At 35.8% G+C, this 19,622-nt stretch carries 20 protein-coding genes; 8 read left to right on the top strand and 12 right to left on the bottom strand.

Features of this window, described 5'->3' with window-relative positions:
• Positions 1-57: 57 nt before the first annotated feature.
• From FJR48_RS03400 to FJR48_RS03375, 6 genes are all read left to right on the top strand, one after another.
• Positions 58-1,206: an RHS repeat-associated core domain-containing protein gene (locus tag FJR48_RS03400; RefSeq protein WP_188108613.1), complete on the top strand. Its 1,149-nt coding sequence runs from the start codon at positions 58-60 to the stop codon at positions 1,204-1,206.
• Between the two features lie 315 nt (positions 1,207-1,521).
• Complete coding sequence (locus tag FJR48_RS03395) at positions 1,522-2,436, top strand: RHS repeat-associated core domain-containing protein (protein ID WP_152306758.1); 915 nt, start codon at positions 1,522-1,524, stop codon at positions 2,434-2,436.
• Positions 2,436-2,774 (top strand): hypothetical protein, encoded by a 339-nt coding sequence (locus FJR48_RS03390; RefSeq protein WP_152306757.1) that lies wholly within the window; start codon positions 2,436-2,438, stop codon positions 2,772-2,774. Before FJR48_RS03395 ends, FJR48_RS03390 begins: the two co-directional genes overlap by 1 nt.
• A gap of 22 nt (positions 2,775-2,796) precedes the next feature.
• A complete protein-coding gene (locus FJR48_RS03385) occupies positions 2,797-3,204 on the top strand; it encodes an RHS repeat-associated core domain-containing protein (protein WP_152306756.1) in 408 nt (135 codons plus the stop codon).
• Between the two features lie 418 nt (positions 3,205-3,622).
• On the top strand, positions 3,623-4,210 hold the full coding sequence (locus FJR48_RS03380; RefSeq protein WP_152306755.1) for an RHS repeat domain-containing protein: 588 nt from the start codon (positions 3,623-3,625) through the stop codon (positions 4,208-4,210).
• A complete protein-coding gene (locus tag FJR48_RS03375) occupies positions 4,200-4,469 on the top strand; it encodes a hypothetical protein (RefSeq protein ID WP_152306754.1) in 270 nt (89 codons plus the stop codon). Before FJR48_RS03380 ends, FJR48_RS03375 begins: the two co-directional genes overlap by 11 nt.
• Positions 4,470-4,859: 390 nt before the next feature.
• Here the strand turns inward: FJR48_RS03375 and nifK are convergent, their stop codons facing one another.
• From nifK to katG, 5 genes are all read right to left on the bottom strand, one after another.
• Entirely contained in the window at positions 4,860-6,407 is a 1,548-nt protein-coding gene (nifK, locus tag FJR48_RS03370) for a nitrogenase molybdenum-iron protein subunit beta (protein ID WP_152306753.1), read from the bottom strand.
• 1 nt (position 6,408) lies between these two features.
• Complete coding sequence (gene nifD, locus FJR48_RS03365; RefSeq protein WP_152306752.1) at positions 6,409-7,875, bottom strand: nitrogenase molybdenum-iron protein alpha chain; 1,467 nt, start codon at positions 7,873-7,875, stop codon at positions 6,409-6,411.
• A gap of 148 nt (positions 7,876-8,023) precedes the next feature.
• The gene (locus FJR48_RS03360) at positions 8,024-8,377 is read right to left on the bottom strand and encodes a hypothetical protein (RefSeq protein WP_152306751.1); all 354 of its coding nucleotides are present in this window, start codon (positions 8,375-8,377) and stop codon (positions 8,024-8,026) included.
• A gap of 61 nt (positions 8,378-8,438) precedes the next feature.
• Positions 8,439-9,347, bottom strand: coding sequence for a nitrogenase iron protein (gene nifH, locus FJR48_RS03355; RefSeq protein ID WP_152306750.1), 909 nt, complete (start codon positions 9,345-9,347; stop codon positions 8,439-8,441).
• A gap of 247 nt (positions 9,348-9,594) precedes the next feature.
• On the bottom strand, positions 9,595-11,775 hold the full coding sequence (gene katG, locus FJR48_RS03350) for a catalase/peroxidase HPI (RefSeq protein WP_152306749.1): 2,181 nt from the start codon (positions 11,773-11,775) through the stop codon (positions 9,595-9,597).
• A 147-nt stretch (positions 11,776-11,922) separates the two neighbouring features.
• Between katG and FJR48_RS03345 the strand changes: the two genes are divergently transcribed.
• On the top strand, positions 11,923-12,495 hold the full coding sequence (locus FJR48_RS03345) for a cytochrome b/b6 domain-containing protein (RefSeq protein WP_152306748.1): 573 nt from the start codon (positions 11,923-11,925) through the stop codon (positions 12,493-12,495).
• A 3-nt stretch (positions 12,496-12,498) separates the two neighbouring features.
• Here the strand turns inward: FJR48_RS03345 and FJR48_RS03340 are convergent, their stop codons facing one another.
• The 6 genes from FJR48_RS03340 to cowN form a co-directional block, all read right to left on the bottom strand.
• Positions 12,499-13,479 (bottom strand): iron-sulfur cluster assembly scaffold protein, encoded by a 981-nt coding sequence (locus tag FJR48_RS03340; protein ID WP_152306747.1) that lies wholly within the window; start codon positions 13,477-13,479, stop codon positions 12,499-12,501.
• 37 nt (positions 13,480-13,516) lie between these two features.
• Complete coding sequence (locus tag FJR48_RS03335) at positions 13,517-14,713, bottom strand: NifS family cysteine desulfurase (protein ID WP_152306746.1); 1,197 nt, start codon at positions 14,711-14,713, stop codon at positions 13,517-13,519.
• A gap of 140 nt (positions 14,714-14,853) precedes the next feature.
• Positions 14,854-15,171 carry a nitrogen fixation protein NifQ gene (locus tag FJR48_RS03330; protein WP_152306745.1) on the bottom strand — a complete coding sequence of 106 codons (318 nt, stop codon included), beginning with the start codon at positions 15,169-15,171 and terminating at the stop codon, positions 14,854-14,856.
• Positions 15,168-15,533: a NifB/NifX family molybdenum-iron cluster-binding protein gene (locus tag FJR48_RS03325; protein WP_241856111.1), complete on the bottom strand. Its 366-nt coding sequence runs from the start codon at positions 15,531-15,533 to the stop codon at positions 15,168-15,170. The genes FJR48_RS03330 and FJR48_RS03325 overlap by 4 nt, the downstream gene beginning before the upstream one ends.
• Positions 15,530-16,267, bottom strand: coding sequence for a NifU family protein (locus FJR48_RS03320; RefSeq protein WP_152306744.1), 738 nt, complete (start codon positions 16,265-16,267; stop codon positions 15,530-15,532). The genes FJR48_RS03325 and FJR48_RS03320 overlap by 4 nt, the downstream gene beginning before the upstream one ends.
• Before the next feature lie 21 nt (positions 16,268-16,288).
• A complete protein-coding gene (cowN, locus tag FJR48_RS03315) occupies positions 16,289-16,591 on the bottom strand; it encodes a N(2)-fixation sustaining protein CowN (protein ID WP_152306743.1) in 303 nt (100 codons plus the stop codon).
• A 113-nt stretch (positions 16,592-16,704) separates the two neighbouring features.
• On the opposite strand from cowN, the gene nifE reads away from it, so the two are divergent.
• A complete protein-coding gene (nifE, locus tag FJR48_RS03310) occupies positions 16,705-18,045 on the top strand; it encodes a nitrogenase iron-molybdenum cofactor biosynthesis protein NifE (RefSeq protein ID WP_152306742.1) in 1,341 nt (446 codons plus the stop codon).
• A 2-nt stretch (positions 18,046-18,047) separates the two neighbouring features.
• Here the strand turns inward: nifE and FJR48_RS03305 are convergent, their stop codons facing one another.
• Positions 18,048-19,517 carry an acetyl-CoA carboxylase biotin carboxylase subunit gene (locus FJR48_RS03305; protein WP_152306741.1) on the bottom strand — a complete coding sequence of 490 codons (1,470 nt, stop codon included), beginning with the start codon at positions 19,515-19,517 and terminating at the stop codon, positions 18,048-18,050.
• Positions 19,518-19,622: the final 105 nt, after the last annotated feature.

Genomic DNA, 19,622 nt, shown 5'->3' with positions numbered 1-19,622 from the left:
TACTCTGTACAAGTGGAAATGAATAAATTCAAACTAGATAAAAAGGAGAAACCAAAAATGTGTAAACCACCACAAAAACCGTTTTCTCCTTTTATTTATACTTACGATGCAAACGGTAACAGAGTAAGTGCAACAGTTAACGGTGTAACTACATCGGCTTACTACACACTAGATGATCAAACAGAAGTATATGGAGATAATACTTATACTTACGATGAAGACGGTCAACTAGTAAGTAAACAAAATAGCTTAGGCACTACAACATACACTTACAACACTTATGGAACTCTAACGGGTGTTACACTTGAAGACGGTACTACTATAAAGTACCACCTAAACCCGTTAAACCAAAGAATAGCTAAAGAGGTAAACGGAGTTATAGTTGAAAAATACCTATGGGAGAATCTAACTACATTGTTAGCTATACTAGATGCAGATGATAATGTAGTACAAAGATACAACTACTCAGATGAGCGTGTACCTACAAGCCTAACACATGATAATCAAACATACTACTTACACTATGACCAAGTAGGAACACTAAGACTTGTTACAGATGCAAACCACAACATAGTAAAAGAGATAACATACGATACTTATGGTAATATACTAAATGATTCAAATACAAACTTTAAAGTACTGTTTGGATTTGCAGGTGGATTGTCAGACAGAGATACAAACTTAGTACACTTTGGTCACCGTGAATATGACCCATATGCGGCTAAATGGACTACAAAAGACCCGATAGACTTTAGTGGTGGCGACACTAACCTTTATGGCTATGTTCTTAATGATCCTGTTAACTTTGTGGATCCTGAGGGGTTACAAGTTGGTGTTAGTGGTTCTGGTGGTTTTGGAGCAGGATTACACGCTTTAATTGCAGGTGCACATTATCATTATGCTATAAAAACAATTAATGGGAGACTATATAAAGTGCATACAGTTTGTGCTAGGATAGGACCGGGTATATATTTAGGAGGTGGACTGGAAATTAGTACAGGTGTAGAAGACGATTGCCAATCTAGTGGATTTAGTGGAGGAGTTGGAGGTGATGTTGCGTTTGCTACATCAGGTGGTGGAGCTTCATTAAGTGGTAGTAGTTCTGGAGCAAGTCTTTCAACTGGTTTTAGAGGACCAGCATCTAGTCTTGGAATTGGTGCTTCATTCGGAATTGATGGATGTTATTCATGGGTGACTCCATTATGATGAGAAAAATTTTTTATAATAAATATATCTCTTGGACATTGTCAATTTTGGCAATAATTTCCATTGTATCCTATGAAACATTTAACAATAGTTTATGTTTCTTTTATTTTTCAGTAATTTTAATATGTGTGTATAGTTTTGGATTTTATGTTTACGAAGGAATTGAAAGTCAGTTTAGAGATATAATTGTGAAATATCAAATTGCTGTATCTCTAGTTAGTGGATTGGTTTTTATAAGTTTTTTTATAAATTGTTTACAATAAGTAACCATTATTCTTAATATCTGGAATATATACAAATTAAAAGGATAAATAAATGTGTAAACCACCAAAAAATATTTCTTCTTTTAACTACACTTACGATGAAGACGGTACAACTATAAAGTACCACCTAAACCCGTTAAACCAGAGAATAGCTAAAGAGGTAAATGGAGTTATAGTTGAAAAATACTTTTGGGAGAATCTAACTACACTGTTAGCTGTACTAGATGCAGATGATAATGTAGTACAAAGATACAACTACTCAGATGAGCGTGTACCTACATCTTTAACACAAGATAATCAAACATACTACTTACACTATGACCAAGTAGGAACTCTAAGACTTGTTACAGATGCAAACAACAACATAGTAAAAGAGATAACATACGATACTTATGGTAATATACTCTCAGACACAAATCCAAACTTTAAAGTACCGTTTGGATTTGCAGGTGGGCTACATGATAGAAACACTAACTTAGTTCACTTTGGTTATAGAGAATATGACCCATACACTGCTAAATGGACTACTAAAGACCCTATAGACTTTAGTGGTGGTGATACAAATCTTTATGGGTATGTGTTAAATGACCCTGTTAACTTTGTTGATCCTGAGGGGTTATGGTCACTATCATTTGATGTTTATTTTGGAAGAGGTGGTGGGCTCACTTTTGGTAATGGCACTAATGGATGGTTTTTGGATTATAGATTTGGTATTGGTTTAGGCGGTGGTTTATCCTTTAATCCAATAGATAATGGACTTGGGCTTTCTGGGGATGGTACATACTTAGGGCTTCAGTGTAGTGCTAATGCTAATTTTGGTGGTTCTTCATTATCTGTTAGCGGAACATATGGTATGACTGCTAATCAACAATATTTTATTTCAAATCAATCTGGAGTTTCGTATACTCAGGGTGGTTGGGGCTTAAATATTGGATATAGTGCAGGGGTTGTTGGAGGTTTTTATTAATGAACAAGCATATGAAAATTTTTTATATAATAATATTTTTTCTTATTTTAATATCAAGTTATGAGTTTTATCAAAACTTTTTTTCTAGTGAACGTAAGATAGTTGAAAAATATATTTTGCAAAATAAAAAAGTTAAAAATATTGTAGGTGATGTTTTTAATTTAACTTGGAAAAAAAGTTTATATCATAATGATTATAGTATGTTAATGTATTTAGTAAATGGCAATAAAAATAATGTGAATATATATGTATATTATAAAAATCTTGATGATAATATTACAATAAACAAAATGCAAATCCAAAACTTAATTACTGGAAACTTTTATGAAAATGAATAATATTTTGAAAGTACACACCTAAATGGACTACTCTACTAAGGACCCAATAGACTTTAGCGGTGGTGATACTAACCTTTATGGCTATGTTCTTAATGACCCTGTGAACTTTGTGGATCCGTTAGGACTATATCAAGATCCTAGACTAAATGGTAAAGGTGTTCCTGCTGCTATGGGTGGGGATGGTAAAGGTAGTGCACCAGGTTATGGATTTGGTCCGTTTGGTGGTATATGTGGAGAACAAGGAAGTAAGTCAGCTACTTGGATTCCTGATATTTCTCCAGATGCTTGTAAAGCACACGATGAATGTTATTCTGATTGTTCAAAATCTCAACGTGAATGTGATTTAAATCTATTCATGTCTAATCCATATTACGGTATGGCTGTTATGTTTGGTGGTAAGCAAGCCTATGATAACGCTCAAGGAAAATAGAATGCAGTTGATTTCTACAGCTGAATTTGTAATAAGAATTATTTTTTTCTTTATATTTTTAATTCAGTTATTAAGTCTAATTTGGTTTAGTGAATTGAATAGTTATGAGTATAATTTATATAGTGTCATATTATTAATCAGTATATTATATTTAATTATTATTTCTGCAAAAACAATATATCAGAAAGTATATAGTATTGTGATTTTAATAGCTATTACATGTGACTCATATTTAATTTATGAAGCTTATTTTATATCTAAAAACCCATATGAACTTTACTTAATAGAAATATTTGGTTTATTTTCTTTATTGTATGTCTTTTATAAATATAAAGAAACTAGAAAATAATCAAGAGTCTCACTCGTTCCACCTCTCCAGAGGTGGAATGCATACATAAACTAAAAAGGAGAAATAAAAATGTGTAAACCACCACAAAAACCATTTTCTCCTTTTATTTATACTTACGATGCAAAAGGAAACATAAACAGCGTTACCGACCAAACAAGAACACTAAGAGTAGTTGTAGATGCAGAACATAATGTAGTAAAAGAGATAACATACGATACTTATGGTAATATACTAAATGATTCAAATCCAAACTTCACTGTACCGTTTGGATTTGCAGGTGGATTACATGATAGAGATACTAACCTAGTTCACTTTGGTTATAGAGAATATGACCCATTTACTGCTAAGTGGACTACAAAAGACCCAATAGACTTTAGCGGTGGTGATACTAACCTTTATGGGTATGTTCTTAATGACCCTGTTAACTTTGTGGATCCGTTAGGATTATATTGTGAAAATGATCCTATAAATAAACGTGCTTTTGGAGATCCAGACAATAAACCTTGGGATAAATTTAAAAATAGTCCTCTATATAAAATGTTAAAAGGTGCATATAAAGGGTTTAGACTAGGTATGAGAGTTGCAGGACCTCCTGGTGGAATTGTAGGTCCTGGTTTCGGTATGATAAATGAAATGCAAAAAACTAATGGAAAATAAGATGCATAATAGTTTAATAAAAAATATGGATATGATTTTATTATGGATGTTATTGTTAATAGAATTAAATGATTTATATATTTTATTAAAATCTTCAAGAAACATAACTTTTTTTGATATTGTTTTTAATATGTGGTTTTTAATTTTAATTTTAATTATATACAGGCTTTATAAAAAAGAAAATTTATTTGATATTATTATTGAAGAGTTAAATTTTAAACATAAACCTAATAATAAAAATGAAGAAAATTTAAAATAAACTTTAAAGTTCTATCACTCGTTCCATATTTTTAGATGTGGAGTGTATATTAATAAATATAAGTAAAATTCCATATCAAATCCAACTTAAATTTTATATATGAAAACGCAAGCTAATAGTTCAACTTTACTTGATGTTGACACAGGAGTTTCTATGGGACAAAATGCATTACAAGACTAAGGAAAACTAAAATGAATGGCTTGATAGTTTTTATTTTTATGTTTATTGTTATACCAGTAATTATTTTTGTAGCAGCTAAAAATCAGTTTGGTGATGGAAAATACAATGATAAGAATTCAAAAAATTAAGATTTTAGTTAAAATTTAAAAAAAAAGCCGGAAGAAACATCTTCCGGCTTAACAAGGGGAATGAATGAAAATTTTGAAACTATTATCTAACAGCATCGAAGAAGTAATCAGTCTCTCCGATATCTTTAGTTTCTTCATCTAACTGGTCTAATATTCCATTAGTAATCCAAGTTAAAAGGTTTAGCGCACCTTTATAACCACTTATAGAATATCTATGTAAGTGGTGTCTATCAAAGATAGGGAAACCAATTCTAATTAACGGTGTACCGGTATCACGGTAAAGCTCTTTACCATATACGTTACCGATCATAAAATCTACAGGCTCAGTGAACAGTAAACTTCTTAAGTGCCATAAATCTTTGCCAGCCCAGATTTGACAATCTTTAGCCCATGGAGATTTATCAAGGATAGCTTGCATATCAGCTTCCCAACCTTTTCTTGGAGCATTGTGACATAATACGTGAGTAGGTATTCCACCCATTTCAACGATAAATGAAACAAGACCAAGTAAGAAATCAGGGTCACCGAAAATTGCAAACTTTTTACCGTGCATATACGGATAAGAATCTTGCATAGCATCTACAAGTTGAGCACGCTCAGTTTTTAGTTTATCAGAAACTTCTTTACCTGTTAATTCAGCTAATTTCATAACGAACTCATCAGTACCGGCTAAACCGATTGGATTACAAGTCTCATATCCTTGTTTCCATTTATTTTTAATAGTCTTAGCAGTTTGTACTGTAGAATATTTTTGCAGTGAAACTGTAGTCTCAGCATTGATAGCAGTTTTAGCAACTTCCATCGGAGTACCACCAGCGTATAGTTGGTATTCACCGGCACCGGTATTCCATTGTGCTTCGTGGTCACCTATCATTACGATTTTGTCACTGAATTGGGCACAGATCTCTTTAACCTCAGCTAAAGAACCTAGGTACGGCTCAAAACCAGGGATAATGTTGATACGACCTTCATCTACAACTTTGTCAGCTTTAGAAGGGTTAAGTTGCTCAAGCATAGCTTTCATCATGTTGTCATAACCGGTAATATGGCTACCTACGAATGATGGAGTGTGAGCGTAAGTGATAGGTAAATTATCTAATTCACCCTCAGCTTCTTCACGAGCACCTTGAACGAATGCATTTAAGTCATCACCGATAACCTCAGCCATACAAGTAGTAGAAACAGCAATGTGCTCTGGTTTATACATAGCGTTACAGTTACGTAAACCGTCTTTCATATTTGCTAACCCACCAAATACCGCTGCAGACTCACTCATTGAGTCAGATACACATGGAGTCGGCTCTTTAAAGTGTCTTGTAAAATAAGATCTAAAGTATGCAACACAACCGTGAGAACCGTGTACATATGGCATAGTGTTCTCAAAACCAAGACCAGCCATAATCGCACCAAGCGGTTGACAAGCTTTTGCAGGGTTAACCGTAATAGCTTCACGAGCAAGATTTTTTTCTCTATAATCCCATGATTTCGTCCACTCCCCAATTTCCTCAACTTTAGCAGGATTAACTGAACCCATGCTACTTTCAAACTGTTTTTTATTAGCTAATGAAGTTTGGTACTCCTCTTTTAGGAATAGTTTCTGACCATTAACAATTTTTTCTACGTCTTGCATCTTAAGCTCCTACCTCTTCTTTTTCCCATGGTGCTTTAGTATGATTCCAAACCGGAGAATTCATAGCTAAATCCATATCTTTTGCAAATACTGCAAATGCGTCATACCCGTGGTACGGTCCAGAGTAATCCCATGAGTGCATCTGTCTAAACGGCAGACCCATTTTTTGGAATACATATTTCTCTTTAACACCTGCTGCCACTAAATCCGGTTTTAGTTTGTGAACGAATTTTTCAAGCTCATATTCATTAACATCATCATAGATTAAAGTTGAACGTTCAATGTCTTCTTTAGTACGTTTATAGTCATCACCGTGAGCGAACTCATAACCGGTACCGATAATCTCCATACCTAAATCTTCGTATGCACCGATAACGTGACGAGGGCGCAGTCCACCAACATATAACATTACTTTTTTACCTTCAAGTACAGGTTTGTACTTTTCAATTACAGCATCAGTCATTGCAGTATATTTAGCGATAACAGCTTCAGCTTTATCCTGAATCTCTTTACCAAAGAACTCAGCAATTTTTCTTAGACTCTCTGTAGTTTTACTTGGTCCAAAGAAGTTATACTCCATCCAAGGAATATTGAACTCTTGTTCCATATGACGAGAGATGTAGTTCATTGAACGGTAACAGTGCAATAAGTTAAGTTTTGCTTTTGGAGCGATTGCCATCTCTTTATAAGTAGCATCACCAGACCATTGAGCGATAACTCTTAAACCGATTTCTTCTAAAAGAATTCTAGTTGCCCATGCATCACCACCGATATTGTAGTCACCGATGATAGCTACGTCATAATCAGTAGATTTAAATTCATCTCTAGCAGACGCATCAGTCATAACTTCATCACGAATCGCATCATTTGCAAGGTGGTGACCAAGTGATTGTGATACCCCACGGAAACCTTCACAAGAAACTGCGATAGTCGGTTTTTCACTCTCTTTCTTATGTACCTTTGCAACAGCTTGAATATCATCACCGATAAGACCGATTGGACATTCCGACTGGATAGAGATACCGTTGTTTAAAGGAAATAACTCATCAATCTCTTCAAGAGCTTTTTTGAGTTTTTTATCTCCACCAAAGACAATATCTTTTTCACTAAAGTCAGTTGTAAAGTTCATAGTTACAAACGTATCTACACCTGTAGTACCGATATAGTAGTTACGACGACCACCACGTGAATACTGACCACAACCTATCGGTCCGTGAGAGATGTGTATCATATCTTTGATCGGTCCCCAAACAACCCCTTTACTCCCTGCATAAGCACAACCACGTTGACTCATTACACCAGGTACGGTTTGTTTATTACTTCTTGTTTTGTCACAAGCACCTTTTACACCCTCAGGGCTGTCCACACCCAAGTGTTTTACTCTGTTTTTTGCAGCTTTAGCAGGATATACCTCTAAAACTTCTTCAATAGCTTCTTTCTGTAAAGCTTCTAATGTTTCTGGTCCCATTTAAACCTTCCTCTCTAATTTTATTTTACTCACCTCTAAGAAGAGTAGATAATTTTTTTCAAGTTCAATGCGAAACCAAGGAAGTTTACTATGAGTAAACGACGCAGGTTTCAACAAAGAAATTGTTAAAAAGTATCACTCTAGTGGCTTACGCTACTTTTACTCTATATAGATTCATATCATCTAATTTTTTACATAAATCTTTTGTCGCATCACCGTCAACTGATTTTGAGATTTCACTAATTTGATATTTATTAGTGTAATAAACCATTTTAAACTCACCATCAACTTCAGTTCCTTCATAATAATCAACAAATGCAGTATGAGCGAAAGTACCAGCCGGAACTTCGATAGTTTCTAACTGAACACCTTCTCTTGTTTCACTTGTTAATGTAACTGTTTTACCAGATGCATCAATACCTTCATTAACTTTCTCGATTACTTTATCAAAAGCTACGTCGTTTCCTTCACTTGCCGGAAAATGATAACCACATATAAACATATTTTTCTCCTATATCTTTCTTTTTTAGTTTTTATTTTTATATTAAATTTTCAAAAATGACTTACGCCTCTTTTTGACCGATTGCATCTTCTTCTACTTCTTCTTCAAGACCGAATTCCATTAGTAAGTTTTCAAGATCATCCATCTCTAGTGGAGTTGGGATAACTTTTAAGTCATTTGCAATGATTTTTCTAGCTAACTCTTTATACTCCATAGCTTGGTCAGAAGACGGAGCAAATTCAACAACAGTCATACGTCTAAGCTCAGCACGTTGAACGTGGTTAGAACGTGGTACGAAGTGAATCATTTGAGTACCGATTTGTTGTGCTAAGTGTTTAGCAAGATCATACTCACGGTCAGTCATACGTGCATTACAAATTAAACCTGCAAGACGAACACCACCGGTGTTAGCATATTTTAAAATACCTTTTGAAATGTTGTTAGCAGCATACATAGCCATCATCTCACCAGACATAACGATGTAAATCTCTTGTGCTTTACCTTCACGAATCGGCATAGCGAATCCACCACAAACAACATCCCCAAGAACGTCATAAGATACGAAATCTAGCTCATCATCGTAAGCACCTTCTTCTTCTAAGAAGTTAATAGCTGTAATAACACCACGACCTGCACAACCAACACCTGGCTCTGGACCACCAGACTCTGTACACATAATGTAACCTTCAGTTAATTCTTCATTATCAGGGTGAAATTCATCAGCACCCGGTTTACATACATCTTCTAACTCTAAATCTTCAACCGTACCGGCTTCAGATGCCAGTTGCATAATAGTAGATTGAGCTTTTTCGTGTAATATAAGTCTTGTTGAATCCGCTTTTGGGTCACAACCAACAATTAAAATCTTTTGTCCATAGTAGTGACACATTGCCGCCAATGTATTTTGAGATGTAGTAGATTTACCAATCCCACCTTTACCGTAAAATGCGATTTGTCTTAATTCAGCCATATCGTCTTCTCCTTGAATAATTTGGTTTCGCTTATTACAAGTACATATAGTGTTCCCTAGATGAGTTATTTGATTGAAAGAATTTGTAAATTTGTCTGAAGAGTCGTATTTTAGGGGTTTGATTTTAAATTAGGAGATTTTTTCTCTTTTTTTATAAAAGATAATTATTAAATTTATAAAATTACAATTTTGCAGATTTAGTAGAAACAAAAATGTTTTTTATCTACAAAAATTGTAAATTCAGATTTCATTTTAAATCAAATCTGTCGAGATTCATAACTTTTGTCCATGCAGATACAAAGTCTTTTATAAATTTCTCTTTTGCATCTGAGCTTGCATAAACTTCAGCTATAGCACGGAGTTGAGAGTTTGAACCAAATATCAAGTCTATTCTTGTAGCTTTATATTTTATCTCGCCACTTGAACGATCATGCCCTTCATATATATCATCTTTATCAGGACTAACTTTCCACTCGGTTGACATATCAAGTAGGTTTACAAAAAAATCGTTTGTCAATGTCTCAGTTCTATCCGTAAATACTCCATATCCGTTGTCATCCACATTTGTATTTAACATACGCATACCACCTACAAGGACTGTCATCTCAGGAGCACTCAATGACAAAAGCTGAGCTTTGTCAACTAATAATTCTTCAGTCGGTACTGAGTATTTTGTTTTTTGATAATTTCTAAAACCATCAGAAACGGGTTCTAAAACTTCAAACGATTTTACATCTGTTTGTGAGGCCAAGGCATCCATACGACCTGCCAAAAAAGGGACTGTAATTTTATATCCTGCATTTTCAGCTGCTTTTTCAATACCCGCGCATCCGCCTAACACAATCATATCAGCCAAAGATACTTTTTTATTTCCTGATTGAGATTCATCAAACTCTTTTTTAATATCTTTTAATATATCCAAAACTTTTAAGAGTTGGTCAGGTTTGTTTACCTTCCAATCTCTTTGTGGTTCAAAACGAATACGAGCACCGTTTGCTCCACCGCGTTTATCGGAATCTCTATAGGTAGATGCACTAGCCCATGCAGTTGAGACAAGTTCCCCTATACTTAATCCAGATAAGATTATTTTAGATTTTAATAAAGATATATCTTGCTCATTTACAAGTTCATGGTCTAAAGAAGGAATCGGGTCTTGCCAAATAAGCTCTTCGTTTGGCACTTCATCTCCAAGGTAACGACAACGCGGTCCCATATCACGGTGGGTAAGTTTAAACCATGCACGAGAAAATGCTTCTGTAAAATCTTCAGGGTGCAAATAAAAATGTCTTGAAATTTTTTCATATTCCGGATCATAACGCAGAGACAAATCTGTTGTAAGCATAGACGGGGCATGATGCTTTGCAGAATCAAATGCATCAGGTATAGCATCTTTTCCTGCACCGTGTTTTGGTATCCACTGATGTGCACCTGCAGGACTTTTAGTAAGCTCCCAATCATAACCAAACAGATTCCAAAAAAAGTTATTGCTCCATTTTGTAGGTGTGGAAGTCCAAGTAACCTCTAATCCGCTTGATATGGTATCAGCTCCTTTTCCGCTGCCGTAACTGCTTTTCCAGCCAAAGCCCTGTTCCTCTATAGATGCAGCTTCGGGTTCTGGACCTACATGAGATGCATCTCCTGCACCATGTGTCTTACCAAAGCTATGACCACCTGCTATCAGGGCTACCGTTTCTTCATCGTTCATAGCCATTCTTGCAAAAGTATCACGGATATCTTTGGCTGCTTCTAAAGGGTCGGGATTCCCGTTAGGACCTTCAGGGTTTACATATATTAAACCCATCTGAACAGCTGCAAGGGGGTTTTCGAGATTTTCATGTTCGTTAGCATACCGCTTGTCATCTAACCAGTCTTTCTCCATACCCCAGTAGATATCTTTTTCACTCTCCCAAATATCTTCACGTCCACCGCCAAAACCGAATGTCTTAAAACCCATAGACTCTAATGCTACGTTCCCTGCCAATATCATCAAATCTGCCCATGAAATTTTACGACCGTACTTTTGTTTTACGGGCCAAATAAGTCTGCGTGCTTTATCAAGGTTTATATTATCAGGCCAGCTGTTTAGAGGTGCAAAGCGTTGGTTTCCGTTGCTACCGCCGCCTCGACCATCGGCTGTACGGTATGTACCTGCACTATGCCAAGCCATACGAATAAATAAAGGTCCATAATGACCAAAATCAGCAGGCCACCAATCTTGAGAAGTCGTCATTACTTTTTCAAGGTCTTTTTTTACTTCTTCAAGATTTAGTGATTCAAACTCTTTGGCATAGTTAAAATCTTCATCCATAGGATTATTTTTAGTAGAGTGTTGAGATAAAATATCAAGATTTAACTGATTTGGCCACCAGTCCTTATTTGAAGTACCGCTAGCTGAAGTGTGTTTTGTAAGTTTCGTATTATCAAACATGGCATCTCCTTCAAAAGGCTTCTTAACCTTAGATACTAAATGTAGTATAAGACACACATACTTAATAAGAAATTATTATATTACACTAAATTTAATTATTATTTTCGCATATCACTTTTGATATAATGACATAATAAAGGAGTTAAAATGAAGTACTCAATATCTTTTCGCATCTGGCACTGGCTAAACGCAATAGTTGTCTTAGGATTACTCGGGACAGTATTTTTACGCAAAACTTTTTTAAGCTGGAGGACAAACTCCGAAATACTTATGGACAAACTTTTCGATATGGACATTGAGATAACTCTCGAACAGGCAAAAATTTTGGCAAAAGCTATTCGTGCAGGTATGTGGGAGTGGCATATCATACTTGGTTATGCTCTTGTTTTTTTGATTGTTTACAGAATAGTTTTATATTTTAAGGATTCTTCTATAAGGGAGAGTTTTAGCTCTTTAACTCCTCACAAAAAAGCCGTTCATATTTTATACTATATTATTTATGCGACCCTTATCTTTATGAGTATCTCCGGTTTTATGATTCATTTTTATCAGGATTTAGGACTCTCAAAAGAAGCGGCACACGATATCAAAGAGATTCATGAGTTTGTGTTTAACATCATCATGTACTTTGTACCGATTCATATAGCGGGAGTTATTATCGCCGATAATACCGAAGAAAAAGGCTTGGTATCTTCAATGATAAACGGCAAAGAGTGTTAAAGATTAAATAGGCATTACCCTGATGTTATCATCAAGGTTTTGTTTTAGCGTAGATTCTATAGCGTAAAGGGTACCGGTTGAGCCCGTTGAACAAGTTGAACACGCTCCTAAGTATTTTATATAGATATCATGGAACGCATCATTTTCTTTTATATCTACAACTTCCATATCTCCACCGTCCATTACAAGCATCGGACGTACATACTCTTCAACTACGGCATCTACTGCACGAGTTTTTTGAACAAGACTCATAGATGCAAAGTTTGGTTTCTCATCAGGAGCTGTATTTGCAGCTTCAACTAACTTCTCTTTTTCCATCTCGGCTATTGTGTCTCTTAAAATATCAACTAAGTAGATATCTTTAGCTTCGTGTCCACCAGGCTCTATACACGATTTACAAAATGCACCCGCTTTTGTATAATCCGTTATCTCTTCTATACTTTTTAAATCGTTTAGTTTAATAACCTCAACCAAAGTATCGTATGAAACCCTTGCACACTCACAAACTATAAACTCATTCTCAAAGCTTTCCATATCTACACCTTTGTATGTAGCTGCAGCTTTTTTTATAACATCGTAAGCCATAACAGAACAGTGCATCTTTTGAGGCGGTACTGCAGGAGTATTTGGATTATCACGCATAGCTTTTTCCACATCTATATTTGTAATTTTCACAGCTTCATCTACCGTCTTACCCATACATAATTCAGTCATAATATCACTAGATGCTATAGCAGTACCACAGCCGAAACTTTTAAATTTTGAACCTATAATTTTGTCAGTATCTTTTTCAACCGCCCAGTAAAGACGAACTGCATCTCCACAGCTCTCAGCTCCAAAGTCAGCCACTATAAGCTTTGCATTCATAGCTTCTGCTTCCTCTTCCGTAATATGTCCTTGGTGTTGGGGATTATTCATCCTATCTACAACTGTACTGCTGTACTCATCCCAAATCGATCCGCTTACTAAACTACCTTTTGCCATCATAATCTCCTTAATTTTATTTCATAAATTTTTTATTTTATAATCCGCTTTCGTGGCTTTTTGGCGTATATGCATACGAACTTGAAATATTACGCAGACGCTCAACCGCTTTTTTAATATGTTCTATCGCATAATCTATCTGCTCTTCATTATTAAAACGGCTAAGTGAAAATCTTATTCCCGTATGTGCAAGTTCACTGTCGCTTCCAAATGCATTCATAACTGGGTTTGCTTCCAAGTCCTCACTTGCACAAGCCGAACCCGTAGATGCCGCGATTCCGTTTTGGTTCAGATCCCAAAGCATAGATTCACCCTCTACGCCTTTTATAGAGATTAGAGTTGTATTTGGGGTACGGTTTTCACGTCCACCTATTACAATTGTGTCAGGTATCTTCAAAATTGCATTTTCCAACTTGTCTCTTAACATCCCGACATGATTTTTCTCATAAGCTATTGCCATAGTATTTGTAGCCAGATGCATAGCCTTTCCCATACCAATCATACTCGCAACATCTACAGTACCCGCACGCCTGCCGTCCATCTGTTCACCACCGTGCATATACGGACTAAGCTCTACACCTTTTTTAATATAAAGCCCGCCGACACCTTTTGGTCCGTGAAATTTATGAGCCGAAAAACTAATCATATCTACGTTTGCATCTTGAACGTCAACTTCGACTTTACCTATAGCCTGCGTAGCATCTGAGTGAAACAACACACCTTTTTCTCTACATACGGCACCTATCTCTTTTACGGGGAAGATTTTTCCAGTCTCATTGTTTGCCCACATAATAGATACTAAAGCAGTATCCTCTCTTATAGCCTTCTTTACAGCTTCTGCATCCAAGATACCCTCTTCATTTACATTCAGGTAAGTTACTTCTACACCTTTTTTCTCTAAAAAATTACAAGCCGCCGTTATTGCAGGATGTTCAACTTCGCTTGTCACTATATGGTTTTTCTCGCCGTCTAGTATCTTATCCAGCCAGACGCTTTTTATAACCCAGTTATTTGCCTCTGTAGCGTTAGCCGTTATGATAATATCATCTTCATCTGCGGCATTTATACCTTCATACAAATAGTCAAGTGCTTCAAGCATCTTTTTATGTGTGCTTGAGCCAAAACTATGAAGTGAGTTTGGGTTTCCGTAAACCTCACAAAAAAACGGTTTCATCTCTTCAAAAACTTTTTCATCTACTTTTGTCGTTGCGTTATTATCTAAATAAACCTGCATATATACTCCTTAATTTTATTTCATAAAATGAAGGGAACCTCTTCATTTATTACGTTGTCGGAAGTAATTCCGCCAACTACGCTAACGCTAAGTTCACTTCGGCAGTGAGCCCAGCACCTTTGGTGCTTATAAAAAGCAGTTTATACTCTACATGCAAAACATGTATCTTGGTCCCTGCACTCGGCACATGCAGGAGCAGTCTCTAAAATCAAATCATAAAGATACTTTTTCCATAATGTCTCTTTTGGTTTCATACGGCTAAGTTTTGGAAAATGTTCACTCATATACTTTCCCATCTCAACGCGACTTTTAAAACCCAAATCCTGATAGAGATGGTTCATCTCTAACGAGACCTTTGCAATATGCGGTGCTACTTTGTTTTTGCTGTAATCATCTTTTGCAAAAAACTGTAAAAGGTTTGCAACCTTAGCTTCTAGCACCTTTATATCTTCACTCATTTTAAAAGTATCCTTTTTAACCAAAGCGGAGGATTATCACTGATAAGTTTTTGCATAGATTTAAGTACGTCTTCTATTTTTTCATTTTCGCTTGCAGATTTCATAGGGTATGTGCCTGCATATTTAACCATATTTGCAGCTTTAGGGCCAATACGTGTTACATATAAAATATCACTGTTGTCTATGCACTCTATTTTATACTCCAGCTTATCAATTTCGGCTTCATGCTTTTGTGAAGAGTCAACCTCTTTTAATAAGTCATAACTATCTTCATTTACACCGTATATATAAAATTTCTCACACCATCCAAAGTGCTCGTTTACATGTTTACCGTCTTTAGATGCAAAAGCTATCTTAATCATATTACGTACAACCTGATGTTCTCATCTATAACTTGTGAGAGAGTATCCATAATGATTCCGTAAGTACTCGTAGATGCCATAGAACAACCTGCACAGTTACCCTGATAAGCAAGTCTAATCTCAATCTCAGGCTCATTTATATAATCTAGTATAGTTATATTTCCACCATCTTTAATAAGAATCGGTCTTATGTATCTATCTATTGCATCTTCGATTACTTCAAGCTGTTTCTCTTTTGAATATGAACGAAACATATTATTAGGTTCGACAGCCGTATTTGGTTCTTGATCTACACCGCCCATCTGAGCAAGTGCCATAGGGTGACCGGATTTTGCGGCATTTAACATACACTCAAAACCCTCTTTTACTTTTTGAGGTTCTGTTCTGTCTTTTAAAAGTAAAAGTCCCAGTCTAAAGTTTGCACCCTGATGGTTTTTCTCTACTGCACGTCTAAAGTAATCAACCGCTGCATCTTGGTCTTCATCAACTCCGAGTTTAGTCTGATACATAAGTGCCAAGTTATAGTTTGCAGAGTCATTTCCGTATTCACTTGCTTTTTCAAACCACTCTCTGGCTTTAGTAAAGTCTTTAGCTACACCCTCGCCTTTTAGGTACATCAAACCTATATTTGTCATGGCTTGATCGTTTTTATGTTTAACTTCTTCTTCCCAAATACTCATAGCTCTCTCAAAATCTTTGTTTTTATATGCTTTTAATGCTTCGCGATGTTCCATAAATCTAACTCCTCTTTGTCTCTAACAACACTCTAACTCGACTTGTTCTAATACTTCAAGACCTTTTTCAAATTCAAAATCTTCAAATAGGTCATATATATAAAATACGTTTGCACATACTAAATAAAGCGTATCAAACTCATCACCTTTTTTAAACTCTTCTCTGTAGTTCTGTGGTATTTTTTTCATAAAGTTAATCCATAAACTGTTTTTTGAATCAGGTTCTAGTTCAAACAACTCATTCATAGCATCTAACACAAGTGCTGCATTTTCATAACAATCAATATTGCTAAATGTTACATATCTGTCTTTTACACACTCCATTAGTATCCTCTAAAATATAATTTTGATAATAAATATACATTAACTGTTCCTTGAGATTCTAAGGAATAAAATATGTATAAATATAGATATAAATATTAATATGGATAAATATCATGGTAAATAAAAAACTAATTCGTGAACTTCTTAATGAATCGGCTTGTTCACACAATGATAAAAAGAAAAGCTCGTGTGATAAACCAAAACCGGGAGCTACAAGCGGTGGTTGTGCGTTTGAGGGTGCACAAATCGCACTTTTTCCATATGCAGATGCCGTGCATCTGGTACATGCACCTGCTACTTGTCAGGGGGCTTCTTGGGAAACAAGGGCTACACCGACAAGTTATAAAGGCGAGAACAATACAGTAACGGGATACTACACTGATGTTACGACTAACGATGTAATATTCGGCGGAGACCAAAAACTAGAAGATTCCATAGAGTATGTTATTACACACAAAAATCCTAAGGCTGTATTTGTGTACGAGACCTGTGTAACCGCCATGATAGGTGACGATATAGACAATGTTTGCAAACGTATGCAAGAGCGTCATGACCTGCCTGTCGTAGTCGTACACTCACCCGGTTTTGTAGGCAGTAAAAACTTAGGAAGCCGTCTTGGCGGTGAAGCAGTTTTAAACCAGTTGATCGGTACTCGTGAACCAAAAGAGATTCACCCATATGGAATCAACCTAATCGGTGAATATAACGTAACTGGCGATATGTGGCAATACACTCCGATTTTAGAACGTATAGGTATAAAAGTAGTTTCCACTTTGGCGGGTGATGGACGCATAGAAGATATACAAACTGCACATAGAGCTAAGTTAAACGTAATAGTTTGTGCAAAATCTTTGGTTACATTGACTAGAAAGATGCAAGAGCGTTACGACATACCTTACATTTCTGTATCTTTTTATGGAAAACGTGACACAACAAATGCAATTCGCTCAATCGTAAACGCTTTTGGAGATGAAGAGTTAAGCAAACGTGCTGAAAAGATAATAGCAGAGGAGGAAGCTAAACTAGAAGAGGCTTTAATCCCTTACAGAAAAATACTAAATGGTAAAAAAGCCATTTTAAATACGGGTGGAAACAAGTCTTGGTCTATAGCATCTGCACTTCAGGACATCGGGATTGATGTTGTAGCTACAAGCATTAGAAAAGCTACCTTAGAAGATATAGAGATTGCAAAAAGTTATGTAGATATTTTAATGAAAGTACCTGCGAACGAACAGGCACAGCTTATAGATGAGCACAATGTGGATATTTTATTGGCAGGTGGTAGAAGTCTATATACTGCTATTAAGAAAAAAGTAGCCTTTGTTGATGTTAACCAAGAGAAAAAAGTTAGCTACGGAGCTTATGACGGTCTTGAGAATCTTGCAAAAGACGTATGTGCAGCCGTTAACAACCCTGTATTTAAGGTTGTAGGTGAAGCTGCACCTTGGGAATAAACTTAGTATAGAGTGAAATTATTTTGGAGTGACACTAAGTTATTTTCTTTTATTTGTTTAACCATCTCTGCTAGTTTAAGTGTTTTTTCCTCCTCGCTTGAAATTGAACTTTGTGCATCCATATTAAATCTATCCATATTCGTATCTAAATAGCCTGTATCGAATTCCCCATTTTTAAAACTCTCATCTATTACAATCTCTCTATGAAGAGGTATATTTGTTTTAAAACCTTCTATATGGAACTCATCAAGTGCACGTCTTGCCTTTGCAACTGCACCCTTCCAGTCTAATGCCCAAACAATCAGTTTTCCAAGCATAGAGTCATAGCAAGTTGGCAATGTATAACCGCTGTAAAGACTTGTATCAAGCCTCACGCCGGGACCTCCCGGAGTTAGATATTTTTTTACGGTTCCGGTAGTCGGGAAAAAGTTGTTTTGAGGATCTTCTGAGTTGATTCTAAACTCTATCGCATATCCTCTAAACTGAATCTGCTCTTGTGTATATTTTAGTTTATCTCCGGCAGCTATCTCTATCATTCTCTGGATTATGTCAACTCCCGTAACTATTTCTGTAACGGGATGTTCAACCTGAACTCTGGTATTCATCTCTATAAAATAGACCTCATCTCTCTCATCTACTAAGAACTCAACAGTTCCTACACTCTCATATCCGAGTTTTTTCATAGCATCTACCGAGATTTTACAAAGTCTTTGTCTAACTTCATCATTTAAAAGCGGGGATGGCGTTATCTCGATAACTTTTTGATGACGACGCTGAATTGAACAATCTCTTTCACCTAAATGAAGTACATTCCCGTACTTATCTGCAACAACTTGAATCTCAATATGTCTAGGATTTTGAACATATTTTTCTATAAACACGTCACCTTTTCCAAAGTACTTGATAGATTCGTTTGTAGCAGATTCAAACATATTTGCAAAATCATCAGCAAAGTGAACGATCCTCATACCGCGTCCACCTCCTCCGAATGCCGCTTTTATAATTATAGGATAGCCTATTTTCTGTGCTATTTTTTTACCTTCATCCATATCTGTTATAGGGGTGTTTATACCCTCAACAACCGGGACACCTACTTTTTTCATAGCTTCTTTAGAGGCCATTTTGTCACCAAAGAGTTCTATATGTTGCGGCTTAGGTCCTATAAATATTAGAGAGTTATCTTCACACTCTTGTGCAAACTCTGCACTCTCGGATAAAAAACCGTAACCCGGATGAATAGCATCACACTTTGTTTTTTTTGCTATATCGATTATTTTGTTGTATTTTAGGTATGCATCTACACTGTTTCCGACTATCGGATAACACTCATCGGCTTTTGCGACCCATACTCCGTTTACATCTTCCTCAGAAAAAATCACAACTGATTTTATTTCGAGTTCTTTACACGCACGTATAATTCTAAGAGCTATCTCCCCCCTGTTAGCTATTAAAATTTTAGAAATTTTTTCCATTATACATCCTTCATAAAAAAAGTAATTGCATTATTTTAATAGATTAAAAGTCAAATATTCTTCTTCTTTTTTGTCAATTTTTTTGTTTATATATTTTATAAAAAT

The organism is Sulfurimonas lithotrophica (genome assembly GCF_009258225.1).
Taxonomy (GTDB): domain Bacteria; phylum Campylobacterota; class Campylobacteria; order Campylobacterales; family Sulfurimonadaceae; genus Sulfurimonas; species Sulfurimonas lithotrophica.
This window is presented reverse-complemented; position numbering and strand designations above follow the sequence as displayed.

Coding starts and splice junctions, on each gene's coding strand:
- FJR48_RS03340 (WP_152306747.1), bottom strand. CDS start 13,479: ATGGCAAAAGGTAGTTTAGTAAGCGGATCGATTTGGGATGAGTACAGC.
- nifH (WP_152306750.1), bottom strand. CDS start 9,347: ATGGCTGAATTAAGACAAATCGCATTTTACGGTAAAGGTGGGATTGGT.
- FJR48_RS03375 (WP_152306754.1), top strand. CDS start 4,200: ATGGAAAATAAGATGCATAATAGTTTAATAAAAAATATGGATATGATT.
- cowN (WP_152306743.1), bottom strand. CDS start 16,591: ATGGAGTGTGTAAAAGACAGATATGTAACATTTAGCAATATTGATTGT.
- FJR48_RS03345 (WP_152306748.1), top strand. CDS start 11,923: ATGAAGTACTCAATATCTTTTCGCATCTGGCACTGGCTAAACGCAATA.
- nifD (WP_152306752.1), bottom strand. CDS start 7,875: ATGGGACCAGAAACATTAGAAGCTTTACAGAAAGAAGCTATTGAAGAA.
- FJR48_RS03335 (WP_152306746.1), bottom strand. CDS start 14,713: ATGCAGGTTTATTTAGATAATAACGCAACGACAAAAGTAGATGAAAAA.
- nifK (WP_152306753.1), bottom strand. CDS start 6,407: ATGCAAGACGTAGAAAAAATTGTTAATGGTCAGAAACTATTCCTAAAA.
- FJR48_RS03385 (WP_152306756.1), top strand. CDS start 2,797: ATGGACTACTCTACTAAGGACCCAATAGACTTTAGCGGTGGTGATACT.
- FJR48_RS03390 (WP_152306757.1), top strand. CDS start 2,436: ATGAACAAGCATATGAAAATTTTTTATATAATAATATTTTTTCTTATT.
- FJR48_RS03380 (WP_152306755.1), top strand. CDS start 3,623: ATGTGTAAACCACCACAAAAACCATTTTCTCCTTTTATTTATACTTAC.
- nifE (WP_152306742.1), top strand. CDS start 16,705: ATGGTAAATAAAAAACTAATTCGTGAACTTCTTAATGAATCGGCTTGT.
- katG (WP_152306749.1), bottom strand. CDS start 11,775: ATGTTTGATAATACGAAACTTACAAAACACACTTCAGCTAGCGGTACT.
- FJR48_RS03400 (WP_188108613.1), top strand. CDS start 58: ATGTGTAAACCACCACAAAAACCGTTTTCTCCTTTTATTTATACTTAC.
- FJR48_RS03330 (WP_152306745.1), bottom strand. CDS start 15,171: ATGAGTGAAGATATAAAGGTGCTAGAAGCTAAGGTTGCAAACCTTTTA.
- FJR48_RS03320 (WP_152306744.1), bottom strand. CDS start 16,267: ATGGAACATCGCGAAGCATTAAAAGCATATAAAAACAAAGATTTTGAG.
- FJR48_RS03360 (WP_152306751.1), bottom strand. CDS start 8,377: ATGTTTATATGTGGTTATCATTTTCCGGCAAGTGAAGGAAACGACGTA.
- FJR48_RS03305 (WP_152306741.1), bottom strand. CDS start 19,517: ATGGAAAAAATTTCTAAAATTTTAATAGCTAACAGGGGGGAGATAGCT.
- FJR48_RS03395 (WP_152306758.1), top strand. CDS start 1,522: ATGTGTAAACCACCAAAAAATATTTCTTCTTTTAACTACACTTACGAT.
- FJR48_RS03325 (WP_241856111.1), bottom strand. CDS start 15,533: ATGATTAAGATAGCTTTTGCATCTAAAGACGGTAAACATGTAAACGAG.